The 20,495-nt window shown below is 70.2% G+C and carries 17 protein-coding genes; 12 read left to right on the top strand and 5 right to left on the bottom strand.

All coding sequences use genetic code 11. The features are described 5' to 3' along the window. Positions 1 to 36 precede the first annotated feature (36 nt). Positions 37 to 849, top strand: coding sequence for a hypothetical protein (locus ACFQU4_RS10345; RefSeq protein WP_377490656.1), 813 nt, complete (start codon positions 37 to 39; stop codon positions 847 to 849). Positions 850 to 904: 55 nt separating this feature from the next. Here the strand turns inward: ACFQU4_RS10345 and ACFQU4_RS10340 are convergent, their stop codons facing one another. Both ACFQU4_RS10340 and ACFQU4_RS10335 read right to left on the bottom strand, forming a co-directional pair. Continuing rightward, entirely contained in the window at positions 905 to 1,846 is a 942-nt protein-coding gene (locus ACFQU4_RS10340) for a DMT family transporter (protein ID WP_377490653.1), read from the bottom strand. A gap of 690 nt (positions 1,847 to 2,536) precedes the next feature. Then, the gene (locus ACFQU4_RS10335) at positions 2,537 to 4,732 is read right to left on the bottom strand and encodes a PASTA domain-containing protein (RefSeq protein WP_377492218.1); all 2,196 of its coding nucleotides are present in this window, start codon (positions 4,730 to 4,732) and stop codon (positions 2,537 to 2,539) included. Positions 4,733 to 4,999: 267 nt separating this feature from the next. On the opposite strand from ACFQU4_RS10335, the gene ACFQU4_RS10330 reads away from it, so the two are divergent. Genes ACFQU4_RS10330 through ACFQU4_RS10305 form a run of 6 tightly spaced genes read left to right on the top strand, consistent with a single transcriptional unit; the run spans position 5,000 to position 8,205 of the window. Further along, positions 5,000 to 5,443, top strand: coding sequence for a TIGR03667 family PPOX class F420-dependent oxidoreductase (locus ACFQU4_RS10330; protein WP_377490650.1), 444 nt, complete (start codon positions 5,000 to 5,002; stop codon positions 5,441 to 5,443). 18 nt (positions 5,444 to 5,461) lie between these two features. Then, the gene (locus tag ACFQU4_RS10325; protein WP_377490647.1) at positions 5,462 to 6,196 is read left to right on the top strand and encodes a thiamine phosphate synthase; all 735 of its coding nucleotides are present in this window, start codon (positions 5,462 to 5,464) and stop codon (positions 6,194 to 6,196) included. Further along, a complete protein-coding gene (locus tag ACFQU4_RS10320; RefSeq protein WP_377490644.1) occupies positions 6,193 to 6,627 on the top strand; it encodes a ribonuclease domain-containing protein in 435 nt (144 codons plus the stop codon). Before ACFQU4_RS10325 ends, ACFQU4_RS10320 begins: the two co-directional genes overlap by 4 nt. Next, positions 6,624 to 7,040, top strand: a complete 417-nt coding sequence (locus tag ACFQU4_RS10315; RefSeq protein ID WP_377490641.1) for a barstar family protein — start codon at positions 6,624 to 6,626, stop codon at positions 7,038 to 7,040. Before ACFQU4_RS10320 ends, ACFQU4_RS10315 begins: the two co-directional genes overlap by 4 nt. Positions 7,041 to 7,062: 22 nt before the next feature. Beyond that, positions 7,063 to 7,425: a VOC family protein gene (locus tag ACFQU4_RS10310; protein WP_377490638.1), complete on the top strand. Its 363-nt coding sequence runs from the start codon at positions 7,063 to 7,065 to the stop codon at positions 7,423 to 7,425. Positions 7,426 to 7,431: 6 nt separating this feature from the next. Next, complete coding sequence (locus ACFQU4_RS10305; RefSeq protein ID WP_377490635.1) at positions 7,432 to 8,205, top strand: MerR family transcriptional regulator; 774 nt, start codon at positions 7,432 to 7,434, stop codon at positions 8,203 to 8,205. A 25-nt stretch (positions 8,206 to 8,230) separates the two neighbouring features. On the opposite strand, the gene ACFQU4_RS10300 is transcribed toward ACFQU4_RS10305, so the two are convergent. Together ACFQU4_RS10300 and ACFQU4_RS10295 are read right to left on the bottom strand one after the other, a co-directional pair. Beyond that, the gene (locus tag ACFQU4_RS10300) at positions 8,231 to 9,517 is read right to left on the bottom strand and encodes a hypothetical protein (RefSeq protein WP_377490632.1); all 1,287 of its coding nucleotides are present in this window, start codon (positions 9,515 to 9,517) and stop codon (positions 8,231 to 8,233) included. Between the two features lie 21 nt (positions 9,518 to 9,538). Further along, on the bottom strand, positions 9,539 to 11,845 hold the full coding sequence (locus ACFQU4_RS10295; protein WP_377490629.1) for a DUF4838 domain-containing protein: 2,307 nt from the start codon (positions 11,843 to 11,845) through the stop codon (positions 9,539 to 9,541). Between the two features lie 226 nt (positions 11,846 to 12,071). On the opposite strand from ACFQU4_RS10295, the gene ACFQU4_RS10290 reads away from it, so the two are divergent. After that, positions 12,072 to 13,025 carry a glycoside hydrolase family 43 protein gene (locus ACFQU4_RS10290; RefSeq protein ID WP_377490626.1) on the top strand — a complete coding sequence of 318 codons (954 nt, stop codon included), beginning with the start codon at positions 12,072 to 12,074 and terminating at the stop codon, positions 13,023 to 13,025. On the opposite strand, the gene ACFQU4_RS10285 is transcribed toward ACFQU4_RS10290, so the two are convergent. Further along, positions 13,022 to 15,430, bottom strand: coding sequence for a family 78 glycoside hydrolase catalytic domain (locus ACFQU4_RS10285; protein ID WP_377490623.1), 2,409 nt, complete (start codon positions 15,428 to 15,430; stop codon positions 13,022 to 13,024). The genes ACFQU4_RS10290 and ACFQU4_RS10285 overlap by 4 nt on opposite strands. A gap of 141 nt (positions 15,431 to 15,571) precedes the next feature. Here ACFQU4_RS10285 and ACFQU4_RS10280 point away from each other — a divergent pair, with 141 nt between their 5' ends. The 4 genes from ACFQU4_RS10280 to ACFQU4_RS10265 are packed head-to-tail and all read left to right on the top strand — an operon-like array spanning position 15,572 to position 20,495. Further along, positions 15,572 to 16,837 carry an SGNH/GDSL hydrolase family protein gene (locus ACFQU4_RS10280; protein ID WP_377490620.1) on the top strand — a complete coding sequence of 422 codons (1,266 nt, stop codon included), beginning with the start codon at positions 15,572 to 15,574 and terminating at the stop codon, positions 16,835 to 16,837. Then, positions 16,834 to 18,582 (top strand): extracellular solute-binding protein, encoded by a 1,749-nt coding sequence (locus ACFQU4_RS10275; RefSeq protein WP_377490617.1) that lies wholly within the window; start codon positions 16,834 to 16,836, stop codon positions 18,580 to 18,582. The genes ACFQU4_RS10280 and ACFQU4_RS10275 overlap by 4 nt, the downstream gene beginning before the upstream one ends. Continuing rightward, positions 18,579 to 19,511 (top strand): carbohydrate ABC transporter permease, encoded by a 933-nt coding sequence (locus ACFQU4_RS10270; RefSeq protein WP_377490614.1) that lies wholly within the window; start codon positions 18,579 to 18,581, stop codon positions 19,509 to 19,511. The genes ACFQU4_RS10275 and ACFQU4_RS10270 overlap by 4 nt, the downstream gene beginning before the upstream one ends. 6 nt (positions 19,512 to 19,517) lie before the next feature. Then, positions 19,518 to 20,495, top strand: coding sequence for an ABC transporter permease (locus tag ACFQU4_RS10265; protein ID WP_377490611.1), 978 nt, complete (start codon positions 19,518 to 19,520; stop codon positions 20,493 to 20,495).

Here is a 20,495-nt window from a genome sequence, read left to right as displayed (position 1 = left end):
CTTCGTCCCCACCACTCGACTGACGGGAGTCCGATCATGAGCAGCAGGGTGAGCAGGCGCAGGGCATTGGCGATCGGCGGGGGTGCGCTGGCCGGCACCGTCGCGGGCACCAGCAGGGCATCGGCGGCGACCGACTGGTTCCGGCTGCCGGTGATCACGGCGAACGTCGGCCGGGACAACCTCGGCGCCCGGGACGCCGCGTTCGACGCCGTCCGCAACGCCGACGGGACCAACCGGCCCCTGGTCTGTTTCCAGGAGATCCGCGAGGGCGATGGCGACACCCTCGAAGAGACCATGATCGACCACTACTTCGGCCCGCTCTACACCAAGGCCTTCCTGCGCGACGGCCGGGCGTTCCGCGTCCCGATCTGCGTCGGCCGGCCGTGGGTCGTCGTGTCCCAGCAGCGCTACTACGCGCATGCCGGCGTCTCCGGGTGGTCACCGGAACGTTGGCTCACCGAGGTCATCGTCCAGCACGAGACGTACCCGCAGGTCGAGTTCGCGGTGCTCAACACCCACTACATCGCGAACGCGTTCAACGGCGACATGCGTACGGACCTGCAGGACGAGTGGTGGCTGTTGCGAGACGTCCACCGGGCTCGGTCCCGCGCGCACCACACCGCGGGCCGGCTGGTGATCTGGGGTGCGGACACCAACCGCCCGGACTTCGGCACCGCGTCGGACCTGTCGGCGGAGCAGAAAGCATTCGGTACGGGCATCGACCGCCTGCACTGGTTGCCCGGCAACAACGGTTCCGTCGAGATCACCCTGAACTCCACCAAGGTGATCGACATGAACGTCGACTCGCACAACGCGCGGATGGCGATCTTCCACGTCCGCGCCGTCTGAGGGGTAGTCGCCGTCGAGGCTGAGGCCGGGCGCGATCGGGCGAAGGGACGTTCTTTCAGCCGGCGGCGCGCTCGGTCACGGCCCGCTCCGCGTCGGGCGGCGGTTCGCCGCCCGACCGCCGGCGCAGGCGGGGTGCGAGTTCGGTCAGATACATCGCGGCGACGATCGCGAACCCGCCGGCCAGCATCCGCCAGGTGATCGACTCGCCGCCCAGCGCGACCGCGAATCCGGCCGCCCAGATCGGTTCGCCGGCCATGACCACCGCGGCCCGGGTCGGCTCGATCCGGGCCTGCGCCCAGGTCTGCAGCAGCATGGTCAGCGCGCCGGCCACCACCGCGATATAGATGACGATCGCCCAGTCGGTGCCGGTCGCCGGCAGCTGGATGCCGCCGGGCAGCGCGAAGACCGTGCAGAGAACGGTGATCACCGCCAGCTGGACGGCGGTCAGCCCGAGCGCGTCGCCGGGTTTGCTGAGCCGGCTCAGCGCGAGGATGTGGCCCGCGTAGACGACGGCGGAGGCGAGGGTGAGTAGCTCCCCGTACCCGACGGAGAGGCCGTTCAGCGACAGGATGCCGAGCCCCGCTGTCGCCAGCCCCACCGCGAGCCAGGTCAGCGGTCCGATCCGGGTCCGCAGGATCAGCGCGCCGAGCAGCGGCGTCGCGACGACGTACAGCCCGGTGATGAAGCCGGACACGCTCGCCGCCGTATGCGCCAGCCCGAATGTCTGCAGCAGCTGCGCGCCGCCGTAGAGCAGGCCGAGCAGGGCGCCGTCGCGAAGGATCCGGCGATCCAGCCGAAGCCCGTTCGGCCGGCCGAACGTCGGTGCGGCCAGCAGGATCAGGGCCACCGCCGCGATCGCGAACCGTACGGCGAGCAGGTCCGGCACCGGGATCCGGGTGACGATGTCGCCGATCATGAAGAACGTCGAACCCCACGCCGCGGTCATCGCGATCAGGGCGACGAACGCGAGCGTCGTCCCTCGTCCGCCCCGCTTCACCCGCACAGCCTAAGGTCCTCTTCCCACATCCGCCGACCGGCCGGGAATGAGGCCGGGCAGGCGGCGGGTGGGTCGCCGCGGTGACCATGGAGGCCGCGGCGCAGCGGGCCCGGGGAGCCGCGGTGCGGGGAACGGTCCGGCAGCGCGACCGAAGATTCTTCCGCTTCAACCCCTGCGGCCCGAGCCCGCGCGCGCCGAGTGTGGACTTAACGACCTCCCCGGGCCCTGAACGCGGTACCTAACGTCACACTCGATGCGTCCGGGGAATCGAGTTCGGCGCGGTGGGTTCGTCGACGCGAGTCTTGCGGGGAAGGCTTCGCGGCGTTCGCGAGGTTGATGGCCGTCAGGGTCGACGGCGATGACCAGGAGCCGCCACGAGCGCGCGGCGCCGATGATCATGGCCGGGGTCGAGGTCGGTCAGCCGCACGGTGCCGGTCCGTTCGACCCGGAGCTGGGTGCTGAGTTTGTGGTTCGTGGCGGTGGATCCGGGCGAGTCCTGGGTCGTGGCTCGCTGCCATGGCCGCGGAGTGCACCCGCGGATCGCGGCTCGTACCCGAACTCGGCCTTCCCGTTCCACGCCTCAACCGCGATCCCGACCCCCTCCCGAGATCGACTCGGCACAACCGCAGCGACACGCCGCCAAAACCGGTGCTTTTGTGCCCGGTCGGCGGGCTTTGGGGCGGGGGGAGGTCAGATCAGGTAGAGGGTGATGGTGGAGCCCTTGGGGGCCTTGGAGCGTTCGCCGGGGTCGGTGTAGGCGACGAAGCCGAGGTTGAGGAAGTTCACCGGGGCGGGCTTGCTGACGACCTTGAAGCCGGCGTCCTTCATGACCTGGGTGGCCTGCGCCTCGGGCATGGAACGGACGTTCGGCACGGTGACCAGGATCGGGCCGAGGGACTTGGTCAGGGTGATCGAGTCACCCTTGTAACCGTTGCCCGAGTCCGGCGACTGCTTGATCACCTGGCCCTCAGGGACCGTGTCGGAGTGCTCGGAGGCGATCTTGACGTCGAAGCCGGCGTCGGACAGCTCGCGGTCGGCCTTCTTCGCGGACTGGCCGGTGAAGTTGGCGATCTTGATCGGCTTCGGGCCCTTCGACACGACCAGGTCGATCGGGGTCTGCTTCTTGAGCGAGGCGCCCTTCTTCTCGGAGGCCTCCAGGACAATGCCGACGTCGGCCTTCTCGTCCCAGCGGCCCTCCACCTCGCCGATCGCGAGGTTGGCCTCGATCAGCGCCATCCGGGCCTTCTCCTCGGGCAGCCCGAGGACCTTCGGCATCGCGTACCGCTCCGGGCCGCGGGACAGCAGCACGGTCAGCTCGCTGCCGTCGAGGATCCGGCGGCCGGCGGTGGGGTCGGTCGAGACCACCTGCCCCTTCGGTACGTCCTCGGAGTAGGTCTCACCGAAGGCGGCGGTCAGCCCGGCGTTCTGTACCGCCTGGTTGGCCTGGTCCTTGGTCATCCGGGTCAGGTCCGGGGCGGTGGTGAACCGGCCCTCGACCACGTACCAGCCGGCCACCGCGACGGCGGTGGTCAGCGCCAGTACGAGCAGCAGGATCACGATGCCGCGCCGGCGCCGGCGGGCGGCCCGGCGCTGCTGGGCCAGCGCACGCTCGGACGGTCCCGGCGCCGGGGTACGCGAGCTGTCCTCGACGGCCGGCTGCGGCAGGGTCGGCGGACCCGCGTCGAACACCGACGGGGTGCGCGGCGTCCGGGCCCGGCGGTACTCGGGGCTGGCCGGCGACCGGACCGGGCGGACCGGCTGGTCGTTCAGCCCGACGGCCGCGGAGATCAGGGTCGGCGGGGCCGGGGTCGGGGACACCGGGGTCGCCGGCGGCACCTCGACGAACTCGATCGACGGGGCGAAGCCGGCCGGGCCTGCGACCGGGGCCGCTCCGGGCACGACGTCGGCGAGGTTCGGGATCGGCTGGGTCAGTTCGGTGCCGGGATCGACCTGGATGCCGCCCGGGTTGTTCGGCAGTGCCAGGTCCGCGGTCAGCTGCGGGTCGTCCGGCAGCCCGTCCCGCAGCGCGGCCTGGACCCGGTGGATGTGGGACAGCAGCACCCGCGCGTCGTGCGGCCGGTACTCCGGCCGGCGGGCCGACATCCGGGCGACCAGGGCGTCCAGGTAGGGCGGGATCGGCGCGACGGTACGGAAGCCGGACGGCGCCGGGACGTCGTTGTGGACGTGGGCGTACGCGACCTGGATCGGCGTCTCGCCGGTGTGCGGCTTGCGGCCGGTCAGCAGCTCGAACAGGACCACGCCGAGGCTGTACACGTCGGAGCGGGCGTCGGCCTTGCCAGTCACCACCAGCTCCGGCGGGAGGTAGGAGACCGTACCGATCAGGACGCCCTGGGTGGCCGTCGAGGTCTGCGAGGTGATCGCCTTCGCCAGCCCGAAGTCGGCCACCTTGATCTGGCCCTGGTCGGAGATGAGGACGTTCTCCGGCTTGATGTCGCGGTGCACCAGGCCCGCGTCGTGCGCGGCGGCGACGGCCCGGACCACCGGCTCGATCAGGTCCAGGGCCCGCAGCGGCGGCATCGCGCCGTCGCGGCCGATCACGTCCCGCAGCGTCTGGCCCTCGACGTACTCCATCACGATGTACGGCCGCCGGCCCTGACCGCCGATGTTGTCGGCGCCCTGGTCGAACACCGCGACCACCTGCGGATGGGAGAGCCGCGCCGCCGCTCGGGCCTCGCGGTCGAACTTCCGGGCGAACTCGGCATCGTCCCCGAGGCCGACGTGCATCACCTTCACGGCGACGGTCCGGGTGAGCCGAGCATCGACCGCTTCGTACACGGTGGCCATGCCACCGCGGGCGAGTCGACGGGTGATCCGGTAGCGCCCGTCGAGCACGAGACCCACCAAGGGGTCGCTGATGCTCGTCATGGTCACGCTTGCTCCAAACACGGTGGGGAAGGGGCCGTGCTGGCCTGCATCGGAGTCTAGAAGGGGTCGGGTCGTTTGGTGCTCCGGCACGCCGCTGCCGTACCGAATCGCTCCGTCACCATGCCCACCGTGCGGTTCCCCCGAACCCAAGACCGTCCTCCGACCTCATCGTTGCTCCAAGCCTCAGCCAGTCTGCCGAGTCCCGCAAACTGAGGTCGAATCCCGGTACGCCAGCGACTGTCGGTGCCGCCGTCTAGCGTCTCCGGCGTGACGAAGACGAGTGCCCTGGACAGCGGGGCCGACCTGGACGCTGAGCGGCTGGAGCGTGTCTCGGGCCGGCTGGCGAGCAACCTGATCGCCTGGCTGACCACCGTGGACCGGCACGGCCAGCCGCACAGCGTCCCGGTCTGGTTCCTGCACTGCGACGACGGGACGGTCCTCGTCTACACCCGGCCGGGGAAGCGCAAGCTGGCCGCCCTCGAGCACAACCCGAGGGTGAGCCTGGTCCTCGACGTGACCGACCTCGGCCGGGACGTGATCCGGATCGAGGGGACGGCCCGGATCGACCGCACCGTGCCGCCGGCCGACCAGGTGCCGGCGTTCACGGTGAAGTACGCGGAGCGGATCGGAGCCCTGTTCGACTCCGCCGCCGAGTTCGCCGCGATGTTCTCGGTGCCGATCGTCATCGTGCCGGAGCGGCTTATGGGGTGAAGACACTAATCTGACCGGATGACCGCACTGCTGGGCCTCGGCGCCCGATTGCGACTGGCCCGGTTGTATCTGTGTACGGACGCGCGGACGCGTTCCGGAGACCTGGCCGAGTTCCTGGCCGCGGCGCTGCGCGGCGGGGTCGACATCGTGCAACTGTGGCAACCAGGGCTGGATCCGGACCAGGAACTGGCCGCGCTGGAGACCTGTCGTGCTGCCGCGAAGAAGCACCAGGCCCTGGTGGTGGCGTACGGTTCGGCCGACCTGGCCGCGCGGTTCGACGGTGACCTGCTCCACCTCGGACTGGACGACGGAGCGAGCCGGATCGCGCGCCGCAAGCTGCACCGGTACGCGCTGCTCGGCCGGACCGCGCAGACGCCGAAGGCGCTCGACGCCACGGTCGCCGACGGCGACGTCGACTACTTCAGCGTCGGCCCGGTGTACGCGACGCCGACCGTGCCCGGGGCGCGCCCGGTGGGGCTCGACCTGGTCCGGTACGCGGCCCGGCTGGCGCCGGTCGCCGAGCCGGACAGCAAGCCCTGGTTCGCGATCGGCGGGATCGGCCCGGACACGATCGACGAGGTGATCGAGGCCGGCGCCCGGCGGGTGGCCGTGGTGCGGGCGATCACCGAGGCGGACGACCCGGAGGCGGCGGCGCGGCGGCTGTCGGAGCGGCTGCGGCAGGCCTGGCGGGACGACCCGGCGATGGAGGCGTACACGTTCGCCGCCACGGCCTGGTCGGGGCCGGACCGGTGACGCCCGGCGGCCGGTGGGGTCGCCGGTCGGGCGGGTCGCGGCTGGTCGGCGTGCTCGTCGGGCTGCTGGCGGCCCTCGCGCTGCTGGCCGGCTGTTCCGTCGGTACGGCCGAGCCCGAGGCCGGCACCGGGGACCGGGATCCCGAGTCCGGGCTGGTCGTCGTCGAGCTTGATCAACTTCCGCCCGAGGCGGCCCGGACGGTGGAGTTGATCAAGGTGGGCGGGCCGTTCCCGTACGCCAAGGACGGATCGACGTTCGGCAACCGGGAGGGCCTGCTGCCGGACCAGCCGCGCGGCTTCTACCGCGAGTACACGGTGCCGACGCCGGGGGAGGGCGATCGCGGCGCGCGCCGGGTCGTGACCGGGGACCGGGACCGGATCTTCTACTACACGGGTGATCACTACAAGTCGTTCTCGAGGATCCGATCATGATCGATGACCTGGCTGGGCTGCTGGACGGGCGACGGCCCGGGGTGTACCGCGCGGGACCGGGCGAGTTCGCGCTGTCCGAACGCACGGCGGCGGCGGGCTGGCAGGTGGCCGAGGTCGGGCCGTTCGACGATCTTGACGGCTTCTACGACCGGATCGCCGACGCGCTCGAACTGCCGCGCTACTTCGGCCGCAACCTGGACGCCCTGTGGGACTGCCTGACCGACCTGATCGACCCGACCGCGGTGATCATCGCCGACTGGAGCAGGTTCGCGCTGCCCGAACCGCGGGACGCGGCCCGGCTGCTCGCGGTGCTGACCGACCGGACCCGGGAGGGCACCCCGTTCGCGGTGGTGCTGGCCAACCGTGGCGCGCTGGACGTCAACGACGACGTTCCGGGCTTGAACCCGACGTAACGTCATGTTCTACCGTGCGGCCATGGACACCGCAACAGTCTCCGGACTCTCCGTGATCATGGAAACCAACGACGACGTCGACCGGGCCGCCGGCTTCCTGTCGGCGGTCGGCCTCGAGGTCGAGGGCGAGGACGGCTTCGTCCAGGTGAAGGGGCCGTCGCTCAACCTGACCATCATGCGCGGGGCGATGATCGACACGACGCCGCACGGCGGACTGCTGATCCAGCTCCGGGTCGCCGACGTGGACGCCGCCGCGAAGGCCGCCACGGACCACGGCGGTGAGGTGGGCTGGGGCCCGGCCAAGACCGACTTCGGCACCTACTCCGCCTACGTCAAGGGCCCGGCCGGGCTGACCGTCGAACTGCTCACCCCGGTGGGTGACTGACCGACGGTGGGGACGGGCGGCGAGTCGTACTGGAGGGTCGGTGAACTCAGCCGGGCCACCGGCCTGACCGTGCGCACGCTGCACCACTACCACCAGATCGGCCTGCTCGACCCGGCCGCGCGCACCGGCGGCGGCCACCGGCTGTACGCGCCCGCGGACGTGCGCCGACTGATGTACATCGTCATTCTGCGCCGGGCCGGGCTCTCCCTGGCCGCGATCAAGGAGATCCTCGAGCAGGACCGGATCGACGTCGCCGCCCTGATCGACCAGCAGCGCCGCGACCTCGAGTCGGTCCTGATGGACACGGTCGAGTTCGGCCGCCGGCTGCAGGACGCGTCGATCGACGAGCTGTCCCGCGACCCGCGCCGGCTCCGCGAGTTGATCAACTGGGTGACGCCGAACCCGATCACGTCCCAGCCGGTGGTGCCGCTCGTCTACGCCGACGTCGAGCTGGCGTACCGGACCTTGATCGACATGTTCGGCTTCGGCCCGGGCCTGATCGCCCGCGACGCCGACGGCCATGTCGGCTACGCCGAGGTGACCGGCCCGATGGGCAACGTCCGGCTGCACTGGCCACGGCCCGGCCTCAGCCCGCCGGACCCGGACCGGGACCCGTCGTCGATGACCACCGTCGAGGTGGCCGACCTGGACGCCCACTACGCCCAGGCGCGGGCCGCCGGCGCGACGATCGTCCGGCCGCTGACGACGCTGCACGGGTCCCGCGAATACCTCGCTCTTGATCATGAGCACCACCTGTGGTGCTTCCAGCACGAGGGCTGACTCGCTCATCCCGCCTCGGCGGAGCTCAGGACCCGTTCGCCTGCCGCAGCTTGCTGATGGCGATCAAGGGCACGCTCACCGTGGTGAGGTAGACCGGTCCCCGGGTGTAGGCCGGCAGCCGATGACATTCATAGGGGCCGCCGAAGCCGTCTCCGTTGCGGAAGTCGTGGCGCCGGAGATCGTCGACGTACTCCCGGATCAGCCGTGCGGCAAGGTCGACGTCCACCCGGGCGATGGCCGCCGCGACCCAGCCCGTGGGCGTTCCCCAGTAGGCGCCGTTCTGGTACTCGCCGAGCGGCACCAGAGAGTCCTCCCACGCCGTGGTCGCGTCGAAGTCGTCTCCTTCGATGAGGTGGCGGACGCTTCCCCGAGAGGTCAACGTCCCGGCCCGGTACGCCCCGGCCAGCCGGTTCGCCGCGGTCTCGGCGGCGCCCTCGTCCAGAAGATCTTGGTCCAGTGCGAGGGCGGTGCCCCAGACGTCCGGTTGGCTGCTCCGTCCGGTCGACGCGGTGAGCATTCCCTCCGCGTTGAGGAAGACTCGGGGCAGGCTGGCCCTGATCTGGTCGGCCACCTGCCGATAGGTCGCGGCCGAGCCCTCGTCTCCGACCACGACGCAGAGGTCCGCCAGGTCCCGGGCTGCTCGGTGTCGCAGGATGGACGGATAACTCAGGCTGCCGGTCATCGAGACGGCGTCGCGGAAGCCGAAATCGACCGCGCGGAATCGGTCCGTGCCGTGGACGAGCTGGGTCTCCGGATCGGCCGGGGCGGTCCCGAACGCGATCTTGAGCCGGTCGATCAGCCGCAGCCCGTTGATCATGAGCTCCAGCAGGGTGAGGTCGCCCGTCACGGTGACGAGATGACGGGCCATCTGGATGAAGAAGTACTGATCACAGTGCGGCGGGAGGGTGCCGAACTCCTCGGTTCCCTGATCTTCGTCGTCGTAGGTGCCGGGAAAGTAGATCGGCCGCGAACCCGACACGTTGACGTGATCGGGGATGGCGCCGAACGGGACCAGGCTCCCGCCCCGGGTGATCCAACTCCGGTCGCATTGCGTCGCCGCGGTCAACCGGAGCAGGTGGCGCTGCTCGGCCTCGCTGACGAACCCGGTCTCGAGGGACATGGCGTAATCCCTGATCCAGAAGGCGGGATAGGTCTCGCCGGCCCCGGGCCGGATCACCGTGCCGCCCGTGGTGTTGCTGCCGAAGGGCTCGACCAGGCGCTGTCCCGGAAGCACCCGGGACGCGTCCAGCACGTCCCGGGTCAGCTCCGACAGATAGCGGTAGTCCTCGTCGGAGATGAGCTGATCAGACATGGGAAATGATCACCACGGCTTCTATTCCTCGATCTTGACGGCGAACACCCGGTCGACCCGGATCGCGGTGGAGTTGGTGATGTTGTGGACGAAGAGGAACTGCTCGTCGTCCCGCTGGTAGCTGCCGGGCAGTTCGATCTCGTGGTAGCGCCGGTCGGCGAGGTCGCCGATCTTGACCGGCGCCTCGACGCCGAACGGCGGGTAGACGCCGAGGTTGGCCGCGACGTCGGTGTGCGGGGCCGTGACCGCCTCGATCCGCAGGGAGACGAAGAGCCGCCAGGACGCGCCCTCGGGCAGCCGGTTCAGCCGGACCTGGACGCCCCACTCGGATCCCCGGGGATCCATCCGCGCGCACCGGTGATCGGACGCGTCGGGGTCGTCCGCGATGGTCGTCATCAGCGGCCAGATGGTGAACGCCTCCTCCTGGAAGTCGTGCCACTGATCGGGATCCAGCCCGTCGACGGCCGCCGGCGGAGCAGCCGGTACGGGCTCGCCGGTGTAGTAGTTGTCCACCAGGAACTGCGGATCGCCGCCGCCCTCGTTGATCTTGGAGAAGCCGCTGGCCTTGAGCGCCGCCTGGGATCGCTGCTTGCGCCGCACCAGGTCGAGGTCCCAGGTCTCGCCGGCCCGACGCGCGTCCTCGCGGTAACCGGCGGCCCGCATGAAGATCACGTAGTCGAGGTTGAACCGGGCGATCTGGACCCGCCGCAGCAGCGCGGCGTCGCGGCGAACCGCCTTCTCCGCCCGGGCCAGGGCCTGGTCGGCGGCCCGTACGGTCGGGTAGTCGAACAGGGGAGTCTGCACCCGGCCGCCCTCCGGGAGCGGGTCCTCGAGCTCGTTCTTGCGGTGCCACAACAGGTCCAGGTAGGTCCGGACCGACTCGGCGGCGTCGCCGAAGTACGCGGCGAGGAACTCGTCGACCAGTTCGCCGGTGTCCAGGCTCGGGTCGCGGAGCAACCGGCTGTGCACCCAGACCCGGAGCGGCCCCATCTCGGCGCCGGCCGTGTTCCACGGGCCCTGGACGAACACGCCCTGGAACTGTTCGATCGACGCCAGTTCCTTGATCGTCTCGAACCCGTCGAACCACTGTGGGAAGGGTTCGAGATAGCTCTGGAACGAGGTCTGGTAGTCCCACAGCACGAGGTTGTCGGCGAGCTTCGCCCAGCCGCGCAGGTAGCCGGTCTGCAGCTCGTTCGCGGGATGGAAGAGTGACTGCCCACGGACCGCCCAGATCGGACAGACGGTGATCACGACGTTGTCGCGGATCCGCATCCCGGTCGGCGGCGCGATCGACCAGACGTAGGCCTCGGTCTCCAGCCGGGCCTCCGGAATGATCTTGGCGACGCGCTCCGCGACTTCGTTGACGAAGTCGAACATGGCCGCACCCGCGGCACCGCCGTGAGCCTCGTTGAACGCCCGGCTGTCCGGATCGGGCTGCCAGGTCCCGCGATCCCACTGGATCAGCCCGACGACCGGGTCGTCGCCGGCGGCGATCCGGTCCTTGAGGAACGCGACGACCTTCGGCACGGCCTGGTCCCGGGCCTCGCGGCTCATGAACTTGATGTTGTCGTCCTGCCGCAGTGCCGCGTCGTCGACCAGGTCCCGGAAGAACAGGTACTTCTCCTCGGGCCAGTAGCTGGACCACAGGTCGAGCCCGGGCGGTACGGGAGCGTCGAACCAGTCCCGCCGCCCGTTCAGCTGACGGTGATGCCGGAACATCGCCGGCCTGGCCTCGCCGTAATGGCAGTGCCGGAACCGGAACCGCGGCACACTGTCGGTGTCCAGCAGGCTGCCCGGCACGGCCACGCGCCCGGTCCGGCGCGGGACGACGGTCTCGGTCGCGGTCAGCCACCGCACGCCGAGCACCCCTTCGATCAGGGCGTACACGCCGTGCAGCGTGCCCAGGTCGGAGGTGCCGGCCACCAGCAGGTCGTGCCGGTGCCGGCGGGTGGTGTACCCGTCGTCGCCGAGCCCGGTGATCGGGCCGAAGTCCGCGGCGTACGGGTTCTGGGTGCCGACGATCAGCCGGTGCGAGTCCGGGCCGGGCGCCGAAGTTCCTTCTTTCGCAGGGATCTCGAGCACCGGGACCTCGGCGCCGGTGACCTGGCGGAGCAGGTCGACCAGCTCGGCGGCGACGTACTTGACCGCCGCAGACTCGCCGCTGCCGACGCACACGGCGTAGTCGCTCCGGCCCTGGTCGGCGATGATCAGCGGCTCGGCGGCCGCGGCCGGCCTCGGCAGGTGCTGCCAGGCGGCCGCCCCGACACCGGCGGTGGCGGTCAGCTGGAGCAGGTGACGTCGAGAGACGGACGGTACGGGCTGGGACACGTTGGTGACTCCTTTGGCCTCGCGCTCCCCGAATTGAAGCGCTCCAACTTTCGATCACTGTAGGCACGTCCCCGCGGCCTGTCAACGGTCCGGCGAGGCTGCTGAGCGGCTGCTCCGGACTCCTTGCCAACGGCGCCGGAGTCGGAGATCATCACTGGTGAGTTGATCAATTCCCGCGATGATCTTCGCCGAAGTTGATCATGAGCCTCTGCTTCGGGAGCCACTGATGCCTCGTCCCCGTCGTGTTGTCCTCGCCCTCGTGGCGGCCCTGATCCTGGTCCTCGGCCCGACGGCCCCCGCGGTCGCGGGCGTTCCGGACCAGCCCTACCTCGCCCTCGACCAGGACTTCCCCGATCCGGCCCTGCTGCACGCCGAAGGTCGCTCCTGGCTCTACTCGACCAACTCCGGCGCCGGCAACCTTCCGGTCGCGACCGCGGCGACGCCGTACGGGGCATGGCAGGTGCTCGGCGACGCCCTGCCGGTCCTCGGGGCCTGGGCGAGCCCGGGCTTCACCTGGGCGCCGGACGTCACCCGGCTCGGCGACGGTCGCTATCTCGTGTACTACACGGCGCGGCACACCGCCTCCGGCCGGCAGTGGGTCGGGGCGGCCGAGTCGGGCGATCCGCGCGGACCCTTCACGCCGCTCGGCGACGGGCCGCTCTACTGCCCGGTCGACCAGGGCGGTGCCATCGACGCCGCCGCCTTCGTCGACGCGGACGGCGCCCGCTACGTGACCTGGAAGAACGACGGCAACGCCATCGGGCTGCCCACCCGGCTGTACGTGCAGCGGGTGGAGGACGACGGGGTGACGCCGATCGGTGCGCCGATCACGGCCCTGGAGAACGATCCGGAGCTCGAGGGCGGGCTGATCGAGGCGCCCTACCTGGTGCGCCACCACGACCGGTACTACCTCTTCTACTCCTACGGGGAATGGTGGAACGAGACCTACACCACCGGCTACGCCACGGCCCCCCGGCTGGCCGGGCCGTGGGTCCGGTCCACGACTCCGCTGCTGACCACCGAGATCATGAAGGGGACCATGATCGGTCCCGGTGGCGCGTCCTTCCCGGGTGACCTGATCGTCGCGCACGGCGTGCGGAACAACCCCGACTTCTATCGCGCCGCGTACGTCATCAAGCTCGGCTGGCGCGGCTCGACGCCGGTGGTACGGGTTCGCTAGGCGACTCGGACGGTGTGCGTCCCGCCGGCCAGGGCGGTGCCGTCGGGCAGGGTGCCGACGATCCCGTCCGGCACCGTGACGGACCCGTCCAGCCGGTCACCCGTGCGCTGCCAACGCACCTTGAGCGTCCCGTGCGGGGTCGGGACCGTACCGCCGGCGCGATCAAGATCACCGAGATCAGGGGCCAGGGCGAACCGGGCGAACCCGGGCGCCGTCGGCCGGACCCCGAGCACGGAGCGCTGCAGGAACGGCAACGGCGTGGTCGCGAACCCGTGGCAGAGGCTGCCGGCACCGCCGAAGGCCGAGGCGCCGGATTGCGTGACGCCGCACTCCCAGACCGTGGGCGACTCGGCGTCGACCATGGCTCCCCAGTGCCGGCGGATCCGGGCCAGCGCGGCGGGCATGCCGTCGCGCAGCAGCTCGGCCTGCAGCACGTAGTGCAGCATGTACAGCTCGCTGGGCGAACGGCCGGCTCCGTCCAGCCGCGGCCAGGCCGCCGGTTCGACTCGGCCGGAGAGGATCGCCAGTGCCTGACTCAGCTGGGTGGCGGCGGGGCGGTCGTCCCGGGCGCCCTCGGTGAACACCTGCCGGTCGGCGCTCCAGAAGCGGTCCTTGATCGCCACCGTGAGTTCGTCGGCGCGCCGCCGCCAGGCCGGGACCCGGTCGGCTCCGGCTCCGGTCCAGTCGGCCAGCCGGGTCATCGCGTCCAGGGCCCGGACCCAGAACCAGTTGACCGAGGCACAGGCCCGGCCCCGCAGGGCATGGGCCTGCTCGTTGTCGATCGCCCAGTCAACGAAGTTCCAGTGTTCCGCCGGCGGCTGCAGCAGACCGGCGTCGTCCCGCCAGCCCTCGAGGTGATCGAGGGTCCCGATCAGGTGCTCGGTCAGTGCCGTCGCGGTCTCGAGGTCACCGGAGTACAGCAGCAGGTCCTCGACGATCTCGCTGAGATACAGCTGGGTGGCCGGAAACGTCATGTAGGCATCCGCCGTGTTCCGGTCCATCCCGGGCTGCAGTCCGTTCGGTACGGACGCGGGCACCAGCCCGGCAGGATCGGCCTCGGCCAGGGCCAGCCGCAGACTCCGCGCGGTCAGTCGGCCGTCGCCGAACGCGGCCAGCGCCACCACGTTCTCGACCAGCAGATCGTTGATGTACAAGGTGTTCTCGCGCCACGGACAGTCGACGAAGGTGTCGGTCGCACAGACCGCGATCGTCTCCCGGCAGAGCTCCCAGACCGCATCGAGTTGATCATCGTCGCTCACGAAGGTGGCCGGAGCCGGGAACGGATAGCGGCGGTCGGTGGCGCTGACCCGGTGGATCGTGACCGGTCCGGTCAGGTTTCGCAGGGCCACCTGGACGTAGCGGAAGCCCCGTTCGTCGAACCAGGTGCCGACGGTCTGCCGGCCCGCCCGGGTCAGCTGCCGGTCGGCGAAGCGGTAGCCGCCGACGACGGTGCGGACCCGGCCGTCGGCCAGATGCTCGCCGTAGCCGAGGTCGACCGTCGTCCCGGCCGGGGCGTCGAGGTCCAGCCGGAAGGCGCCGTTCACCTCCCGGCCGAAGTCGATCACCACGACGAGGTCGGTGACCGACGGTTCGGGGTCGATGATCACCGGGACCGGGTCGGGCCGGACCAGGTCGTCGACCGGCAGCGCCCGCTCGGGGCGCGCGTACGGCTCGTGCTGCATGATCATCGCGACGTCGTCGGCGAGCGCCGGCCGGATCCGCGGAACGGCGGCCACGACGGGTATCGCAACTGGAGCGATCGTCGTCTCGGCCAGCAGGGGGATGTCGCGGTCCCGCAGTTCCTTGGCCAGCAGCGCCGCCCTGGCCGGGTCCGTCGCCGCGGTCGCCGCAGTGATCGGTAGGGCCGGCTGCCAGTCGGGGCGCTCGCCGGGTGGCTGGTCCGGGCCGTCGGCGAGGTCGACCCACTCCATCGGACCGTGCTGGAACGTGAAGGTCGGCGGGTCGGTCCGCCAGCCGGGCATCGGCCGGGTCTGCCAGTCCGGCCCGGTGCCGAGCCGGCCGGGCAGCTCGACCCACACCGCGGGCAACGCGGGGGAGGCCCGGAAGGTGGGCCAGCCCGGCGCCTGCACCGCGACCATGATCGAATTCGGTCCCTGCCGCAGATGCCGGCCGACCGGATGGCTGTCGACGAAGTTCACCGTCCGGGCGCCGCGGGCCGGACCGGTGCCGACGAACGTGCCGTTCACCCACAGCCGGTAGTGGGACTCGGCCGCGATCCGCAGCACGGCGCCGTCGTCCGGATCGCTCGCGGTCCAGCTGCCGCGGGCCCAGAACGCGCTGCTGCGGGCCTCGGCCGGGAGTCCTTCGTGGCTGATCCAGAGCGGCGGGGAAGCCGGTCCGGGGCCTGGTCCGGTGATCAATTCCGGGTGCGGGGATGCGGTCATGGCGGTCCTTGATCGAGCGTCGGGAGTTTGATCAACTCGTCCGTTTGATCAGCGGTGAAGACCGTTGACACGGTTCCGGACGCCCCGTACTCTACCCGAATTAGAGCGCTTCAATTCGTACTCGCCAGGAGGAGGTCAAGGGTGACCGGGCAGCATTCCGAGTCGCGGCTGGACCGGCTCCCGATGGCGTTGATCAACGAGATCGAGCCGGCGCCGGTCGACCAGGTGCTGGACGAAGATCATCTCCTGGCGCCGGCCGGGGTGCCCGGCTGGCGTCCCGAGAAGGGCCCGGCCCGGATCCGCAGCTCCTGGCGGGGGAGTGACGGGGCGCTGGTCCCGGGCGCCCTCGACCAGGCGAGCGTGATCATCCGGACCGACGCGGGGCGGCTCGTCGACGGGCGTGACTACACGATCGACCCCTTCTGGGGCTCCCTCGAACGCAGCACCGCTGGAGGTTCGGAGGTCGCGGCAGGGCCGGCCCGGGTGCGGTTGTCCTACCGCTGGTCGAGGCGACGGGTGGACTCGGTGAGCCAGGACCGGGACGGCCGGTGGCACGTCTGGCAGGGCGCGGAGCACCTCGCGGCGCCGACCCCGCCGGAGCTGCCGGAGCACCAGCGCCGGGTCGCGAACGTCTTCGTCGATCATTTCGCGCGGACCGGCCGGATCCTCTACTGCGACCGGAGCCGGCCGCGGCGGCACCTTGATCAACGGGAGCGGCTGGCCCGGGTCCGGACCAAGATCAGCTCGGGCCGACCGGTCCGGATCGTCTGCTGGGGCGACAGCGTCACCGCCGGCGGCGACGCGTCGTCACCCGCGGCGGCGTTCCCGGCACTGCTGGGTCGCCGGCTCGGCGAGGCCTGGGGCGAGGACCGGGTGGAACTGCACACGGTGGCCGTCGACGGCTCCAGCACCAGCGACTGGCTCGACCCTGGGACGGCCGCGGCCGCCGGGCTCCGGGGCTCGGCCCCGCTGCCGGCCGATCTGGACGCGGTGCTCGGACTCGAACCGGATCTGGTGATCTCGGAGTTCGTCAACGACGCCTGGCTCGCCGCGGACGTCCGGCAGCGCAACCACGAACGGCTGCTCGAACTGTTCCGCACGATCGGTGCGGACTGGATGATCACCACCCCGCACTTCACCGCCGGCGCCTGGATGGGCACGGCCCGGCTGGACGCACCGGACGGACGGCCGCTGACCCGCTTCCTGCGCGCGTTCGCGAGCCGGCACCGGCTCGCCCTGGCCGACGTCTCCCGGCGCTGGGAGGCGCTCTACGACGACGGGCTGCCCTACCCGACCCTGCTCAACAACGGAGTCAACCACCCCGACGATCGAGGCCACGCGTTGGCAGCCGACGTGATCACCGCGGCGCTCGGTGTCGTCCCTCATTCCCTTGGAGAACCCGCATGATCATGAACCAACGAACCAGCCGGCGCACGCTGCTCGGCGGCACGGCGGCCTTGGCGGTCGCCGCGTCCGGCCTGACCGCCTGCACCTCGGGCGGGAAGCCGAAGGCGCCGGCCACCGCGCTGGAATCGATGGCGCCGAGCGTCACGGCGGCACCCGAGGTGACCGGGATCAGCTACCCCGACGGCTACGTCGGGCCGCGGGCGCGCACGATCTCGCCGATCGTCACCGAACCGGCGTCCTTCACGGTGCTCGTTCCGCAGGACGCGCGGGTCGGGGACTGGTCCAAGAACTACTTCTCGAAGTGGTACCAGGAGCAGACCGGGATCGAGATCACCTTCCGCCAGGTCGCCGGTGGCGAGGACATGATGACGAAGGTCAACGCGATGATCGCGGCCGGCGACGTACCCGACGCCTTCCTCGGCATTCCCTTCTCCCGCAGCCAATTGCTGCAGTACGGCGAGCAGGGCATGTTCGCCCCGCTGCGCTCGCTGATCGGCGGCTACGCCCTCAACCTGCAGCAGGCGATGAAGGACTATCCGGACTCGTACAAGCTGATCCGTTCGCCCAACGACGAGATCTACGCCTTCCCGGACTACAACGACGGCAAGCACGCCCGGGCCAGCGAGGCGCGCGCGTTCATCAACACCGACTGGCTGGAGCGGCTGGGCCTGGAGGAGCCGACCACGACCACCGCGTTCCAGGAGGTGCTGCGGGAGTTCAAGAAAGCTGATCTTGGTGGCGGCGGCCGGACCATCCCGTTCGCGGCCTACGCGGAGGCCAGCCTGGACAAGTACTTCATGAACTCCTTCCTCTACCACCCGGGCGGGCTCGGCCTGGTGGTCAACGGCGGCACGGTCGAGACGACGGTCAACAAGCCCGAGTACCGCGAGGGGCTGAAGTACATCAAGGGCCTGATCGACGAGGGCTTGATCAACAACGACGCGGTCACCGCGACCGCCGACCAGATGCTGCGGCGGGGCAACCAGCCCGGCAACACGATCATGGGCGGGGCCCGGGCCTACTACTGGGGCCTCTTCGTCGACATCGACCAGAAGGACCCGGAGGCCCGCTGGCGCCAGTACCGGACCCTGGCCCCGCTGGAGGGTCCGAACAAGGTCCGCTACAGCCCGTGGGACTACTACACGATCGGCGTGGAGACCCCGACGTTCGTGATCTCCGGTGCCTGCGAGCGGCCGGAACTGCTGGTGCAGTGGGCCGATCTCCAGTACGACCTCGAGGTCAGCCTGCACGCGAACCTCGGCAAAAAGGGGGAGCGCTGGGAGTGGGCGCCGGAGGGCGTGAAGGGGATCAACGGCAAGGACGCGCTCTACTACTTCCCGGGCGGCTGGAACGAGAAGCCGGCCGACGCGACCTCGGGCTGGAGCCTGTTCTCGGTCTCCTACCGATCCGAGGACTACCGCCTGGCCGAGGGCGTCGTCGAGGGCAACGAGACCTTCGAGAAGCCCTTGTACGAGCAGACGGTCGAGTACAACGAGCCGTACAAGCAGCCGATCGAAATGCAGTTCCCGCCGGTGACGCTGACCGAGGCCGACGCCGCCGAGGACGCGGAGATCTCCACCAACCTGCAGAACGAGGTGTCGGTGGCGCTGGCCAAGTTCTCCACCGGGAAGCTCGATCCGAACGACGATGCCGCCTGGCAGGACTACGTCGAGCGGCTGGACCGGATCGGCCTGGGCCGGATGCTCGAGTCCCGGCAGGCGGCCTACGAGCAGTTCATGGCATGACGGCCCTGCTGCGAACCCGCGCGGTGACCCGGCGTCGGGCCCGCCGGATCGGTGACACCGCCGGCGACCGGTGGTTCGACATCGCGAACCACACCGCACTGGTCGCGCTGGCCCTGGCGACGCTCTTTCCGCTGCTGCACGTGATCAGCGCCTCGTTCAGCGAGCCCGAGGCAGTGGTCGCCGGCCAGGTCTGGCTGTGGCCGAACGGCTGGGACACCGGCGCCTACGAGGCCGCGTTCCGCTATCCGGCGTTGCTGACCGGCTTCGCCAACTCGCTGTTCTACGCCGTCGCCGGCGGGATCGTGTCGACGGTGCTGACCCTGCTGGCGGCCTACCCACTGGCCCGCCGGACGCTGCCCGGCCGGAACAAGCTGATGTTCCTGTTCGTCTTCACGATGTTCTTCAGCGGCGGCCTGATCCCGACCTACCTGGTCGTCGACTCGCTCGGGCTGCTGAACACCCGGGCCGCGATGATCTTGCCGGGCGCGCTGGCCGTCTGGAACATGATCATCACCCGGACCTACTTCCAGATGACCATCCCGGACGAGCTGCTCGAGTCGGCGAAGGTGGACGGCTGCAGCGACTTCCGGTTCCTCTGGTCGATCGTGCTGCCGCTGAGCAAGCCGATCATCGCGGTCAATCTGCTCTTCTACGGGCTGGGGCAGTGGAACTCGTTCTTCAACGCGCTGATCTATCTGACCGACGAGTCGTTGTTCCCGCTGCAGCTGGTGCTGCGGCAGATCCTGGTCCAGAACGAGGTGGACCCGTCGCAGATGGTGAACCTGCAGGACCTGGCCCGGCTCCAGGATCTGCGCCAGCAGCTCCGGTTCGCGGTGATCGTGATCGCCGCGGTGCCGCCCTTGATCATCTATCCGTTCGTGCAGAAGCACTTCGTCAAGGGAGTCATGATCGGCTCCCTCAAGGGATGAGGAACGATGGCCACCGTCACCACCGCCGCCGGCACCGGCCGACCTGCCGCGCCCGCCCCGGCAGGGCAGCGGCGGACACCGCTCCGCGGCCGGCTGCGGTCCCATCTGCAGCTCTATCTGCTGCTGGCGTTGCCGCTGGCCTGGCTCGCGGTCTTCGCGTACGCGCCGATGGCCGGGATCGTCATCGCCTTCCAGAAGTACAACCCGATGGACGGACTGTTCGGCAGTGAGTGGGTCGGCTTCGACCACTTCGTCCGGTTCTTCGAGTCGTTCAACTTCTGGCGGCTGATCAAGAACACGGTCGTCCTGCACCTGTACGAACTCGCGGTCGGGTTCCCGCTGCCGATCGTGCTGGCGCTCGGGCTGAACTCCCTACGTAGCCAGTGGTTCCGGCGATCGGTGCAGACGATCACGTACGCGCCGCACTTCATCTCGACGGTCGTGATCGTCGGACTGATCGTGATGCTGATGGACCCGCAGATCGGCGTGATCAACCAGCTACTCGGCTTGATCGGCGTCGACCCGATCAACCCGATGGGCGACCCGGACAGCTTCCGGCACGCCTACGTCTGGTCCGGGATCTGGCAGAGCGTCGGCTTCTCGGCGATCATCTATCTGGCCGCGCTGAGCGGGGTTCCGCCGGAGCTGCACGAGGCGGCGATCGTCGACGGCGCGTCCCGGCTCCGCCGGATGTGGCACATCGACCTGCCGTCCATCCTGCCGGTGATGGTGATCTTGCTGATCCTCAACATCGGTTCGATCATGTCGGTCGGGTTCGAGAAGGTGCTGCTGATGCAGAACCCGCTCAACCTCGAGGCGTCGGAGGTGATCGACACCTACGTCTACAAGGTGGGCCTGGCCTCCCAGCTGCCGCAGTTCAGTTACGCCGCGGCGATCGGGCTGTTCCGTTCGGTGATCGGGATGCTGCTGCTGGTGCTGGCCAACCTGTTCGCCCGGCGGGTGGCCAAGACCAGCCTCTGGTGA

Origin of the sequence: Microlunatus sp. GCM10028923, from assembly GCF_042666975.1 — a bacterium.
In the GTDB taxonomy this organism is placed as follows: Bacteria; Actinomycetota; Actinomycetes; order Propionibacteriales; family Propionibacteriaceae; genus Microlunatus.
This window is presented reverse-complemented; position numbering and strand designations above follow the sequence as displayed.

Excerpts from the sequence above, each read along its gene's own strand:
- ACFQU4_RS10345 (WP_377490656.1), top strand. The coding sequence starts at position 37 with ATGAGCAGCAGGGTGAGCAGGCGCAGGGCATTGGCGATCGGCGGGGGT.
- ACFQU4_RS10335 (WP_377492218.1), bottom strand. The coding sequence starts at position 4,732 with ATGACGAGCATCAGCGACCCCTTGGTGGGTCTCGTGCTCGACGGGCGC.
- ACFQU4_RS10325 (WP_377490647.1), top strand. The coding sequence starts at position 5,462 with ATGACCGCACTGCTGGGCCTCGGCGCCCGATTGCGACTGGCCCGGTTG.
- ACFQU4_RS10315 (WP_377490641.1), top strand. The coding sequence starts at position 6,624 with ATGATCGATGACCTGGCTGGGCTGCTGGACGGGCGACGGCCCGGGGTG.
- ACFQU4_RS10310 (WP_377490638.1), top strand. The coding sequence starts at position 7,063 with ATGGACACCGCAACAGTCTCCGGACTCTCCGTGATCATGGAAACCAAC.
- ACFQU4_RS10300 (WP_377490632.1), bottom strand. The coding sequence starts at position 9,517 with ATGTCTGATCAGCTCATCTCCGACGAGGACTACCGCTATCTGTCGGAG.
- ACFQU4_RS10290 (WP_377490626.1), top strand. The coding sequence starts at position 12,072 with ATGCCTCGTCCCCGTCGTGTTGTCCTCGCCCTCGTGGCGGCCCTGATC.
- ACFQU4_RS10285 (WP_377490623.1), bottom strand. The coding sequence starts at position 15,430 with ATGACCGCATCCCCGCACCCGGAATTGATCACCGGACCAGGCCCCGGA.
- ACFQU4_RS10275 (WP_377490617.1), top strand. The coding sequence starts at position 16,834 with ATGATCATGAACCAACGAACCAGCCGGCGCACGCTGCTCGGCGGCACG.
- ACFQU4_RS10270 (WP_377490614.1), top strand. The coding sequence starts at position 18,579 with ATGACGGCCCTGCTGCGAACCCGCGCGGTGACCCGGCGTCGGGCCCGC.
- ACFQU4_RS10265 (WP_377490611.1), top strand. The coding sequence starts at position 19,518 with ATGGCCACCGTCACCACCGCCGCCGGCACCGGCCGACCTGCCGCGCCC.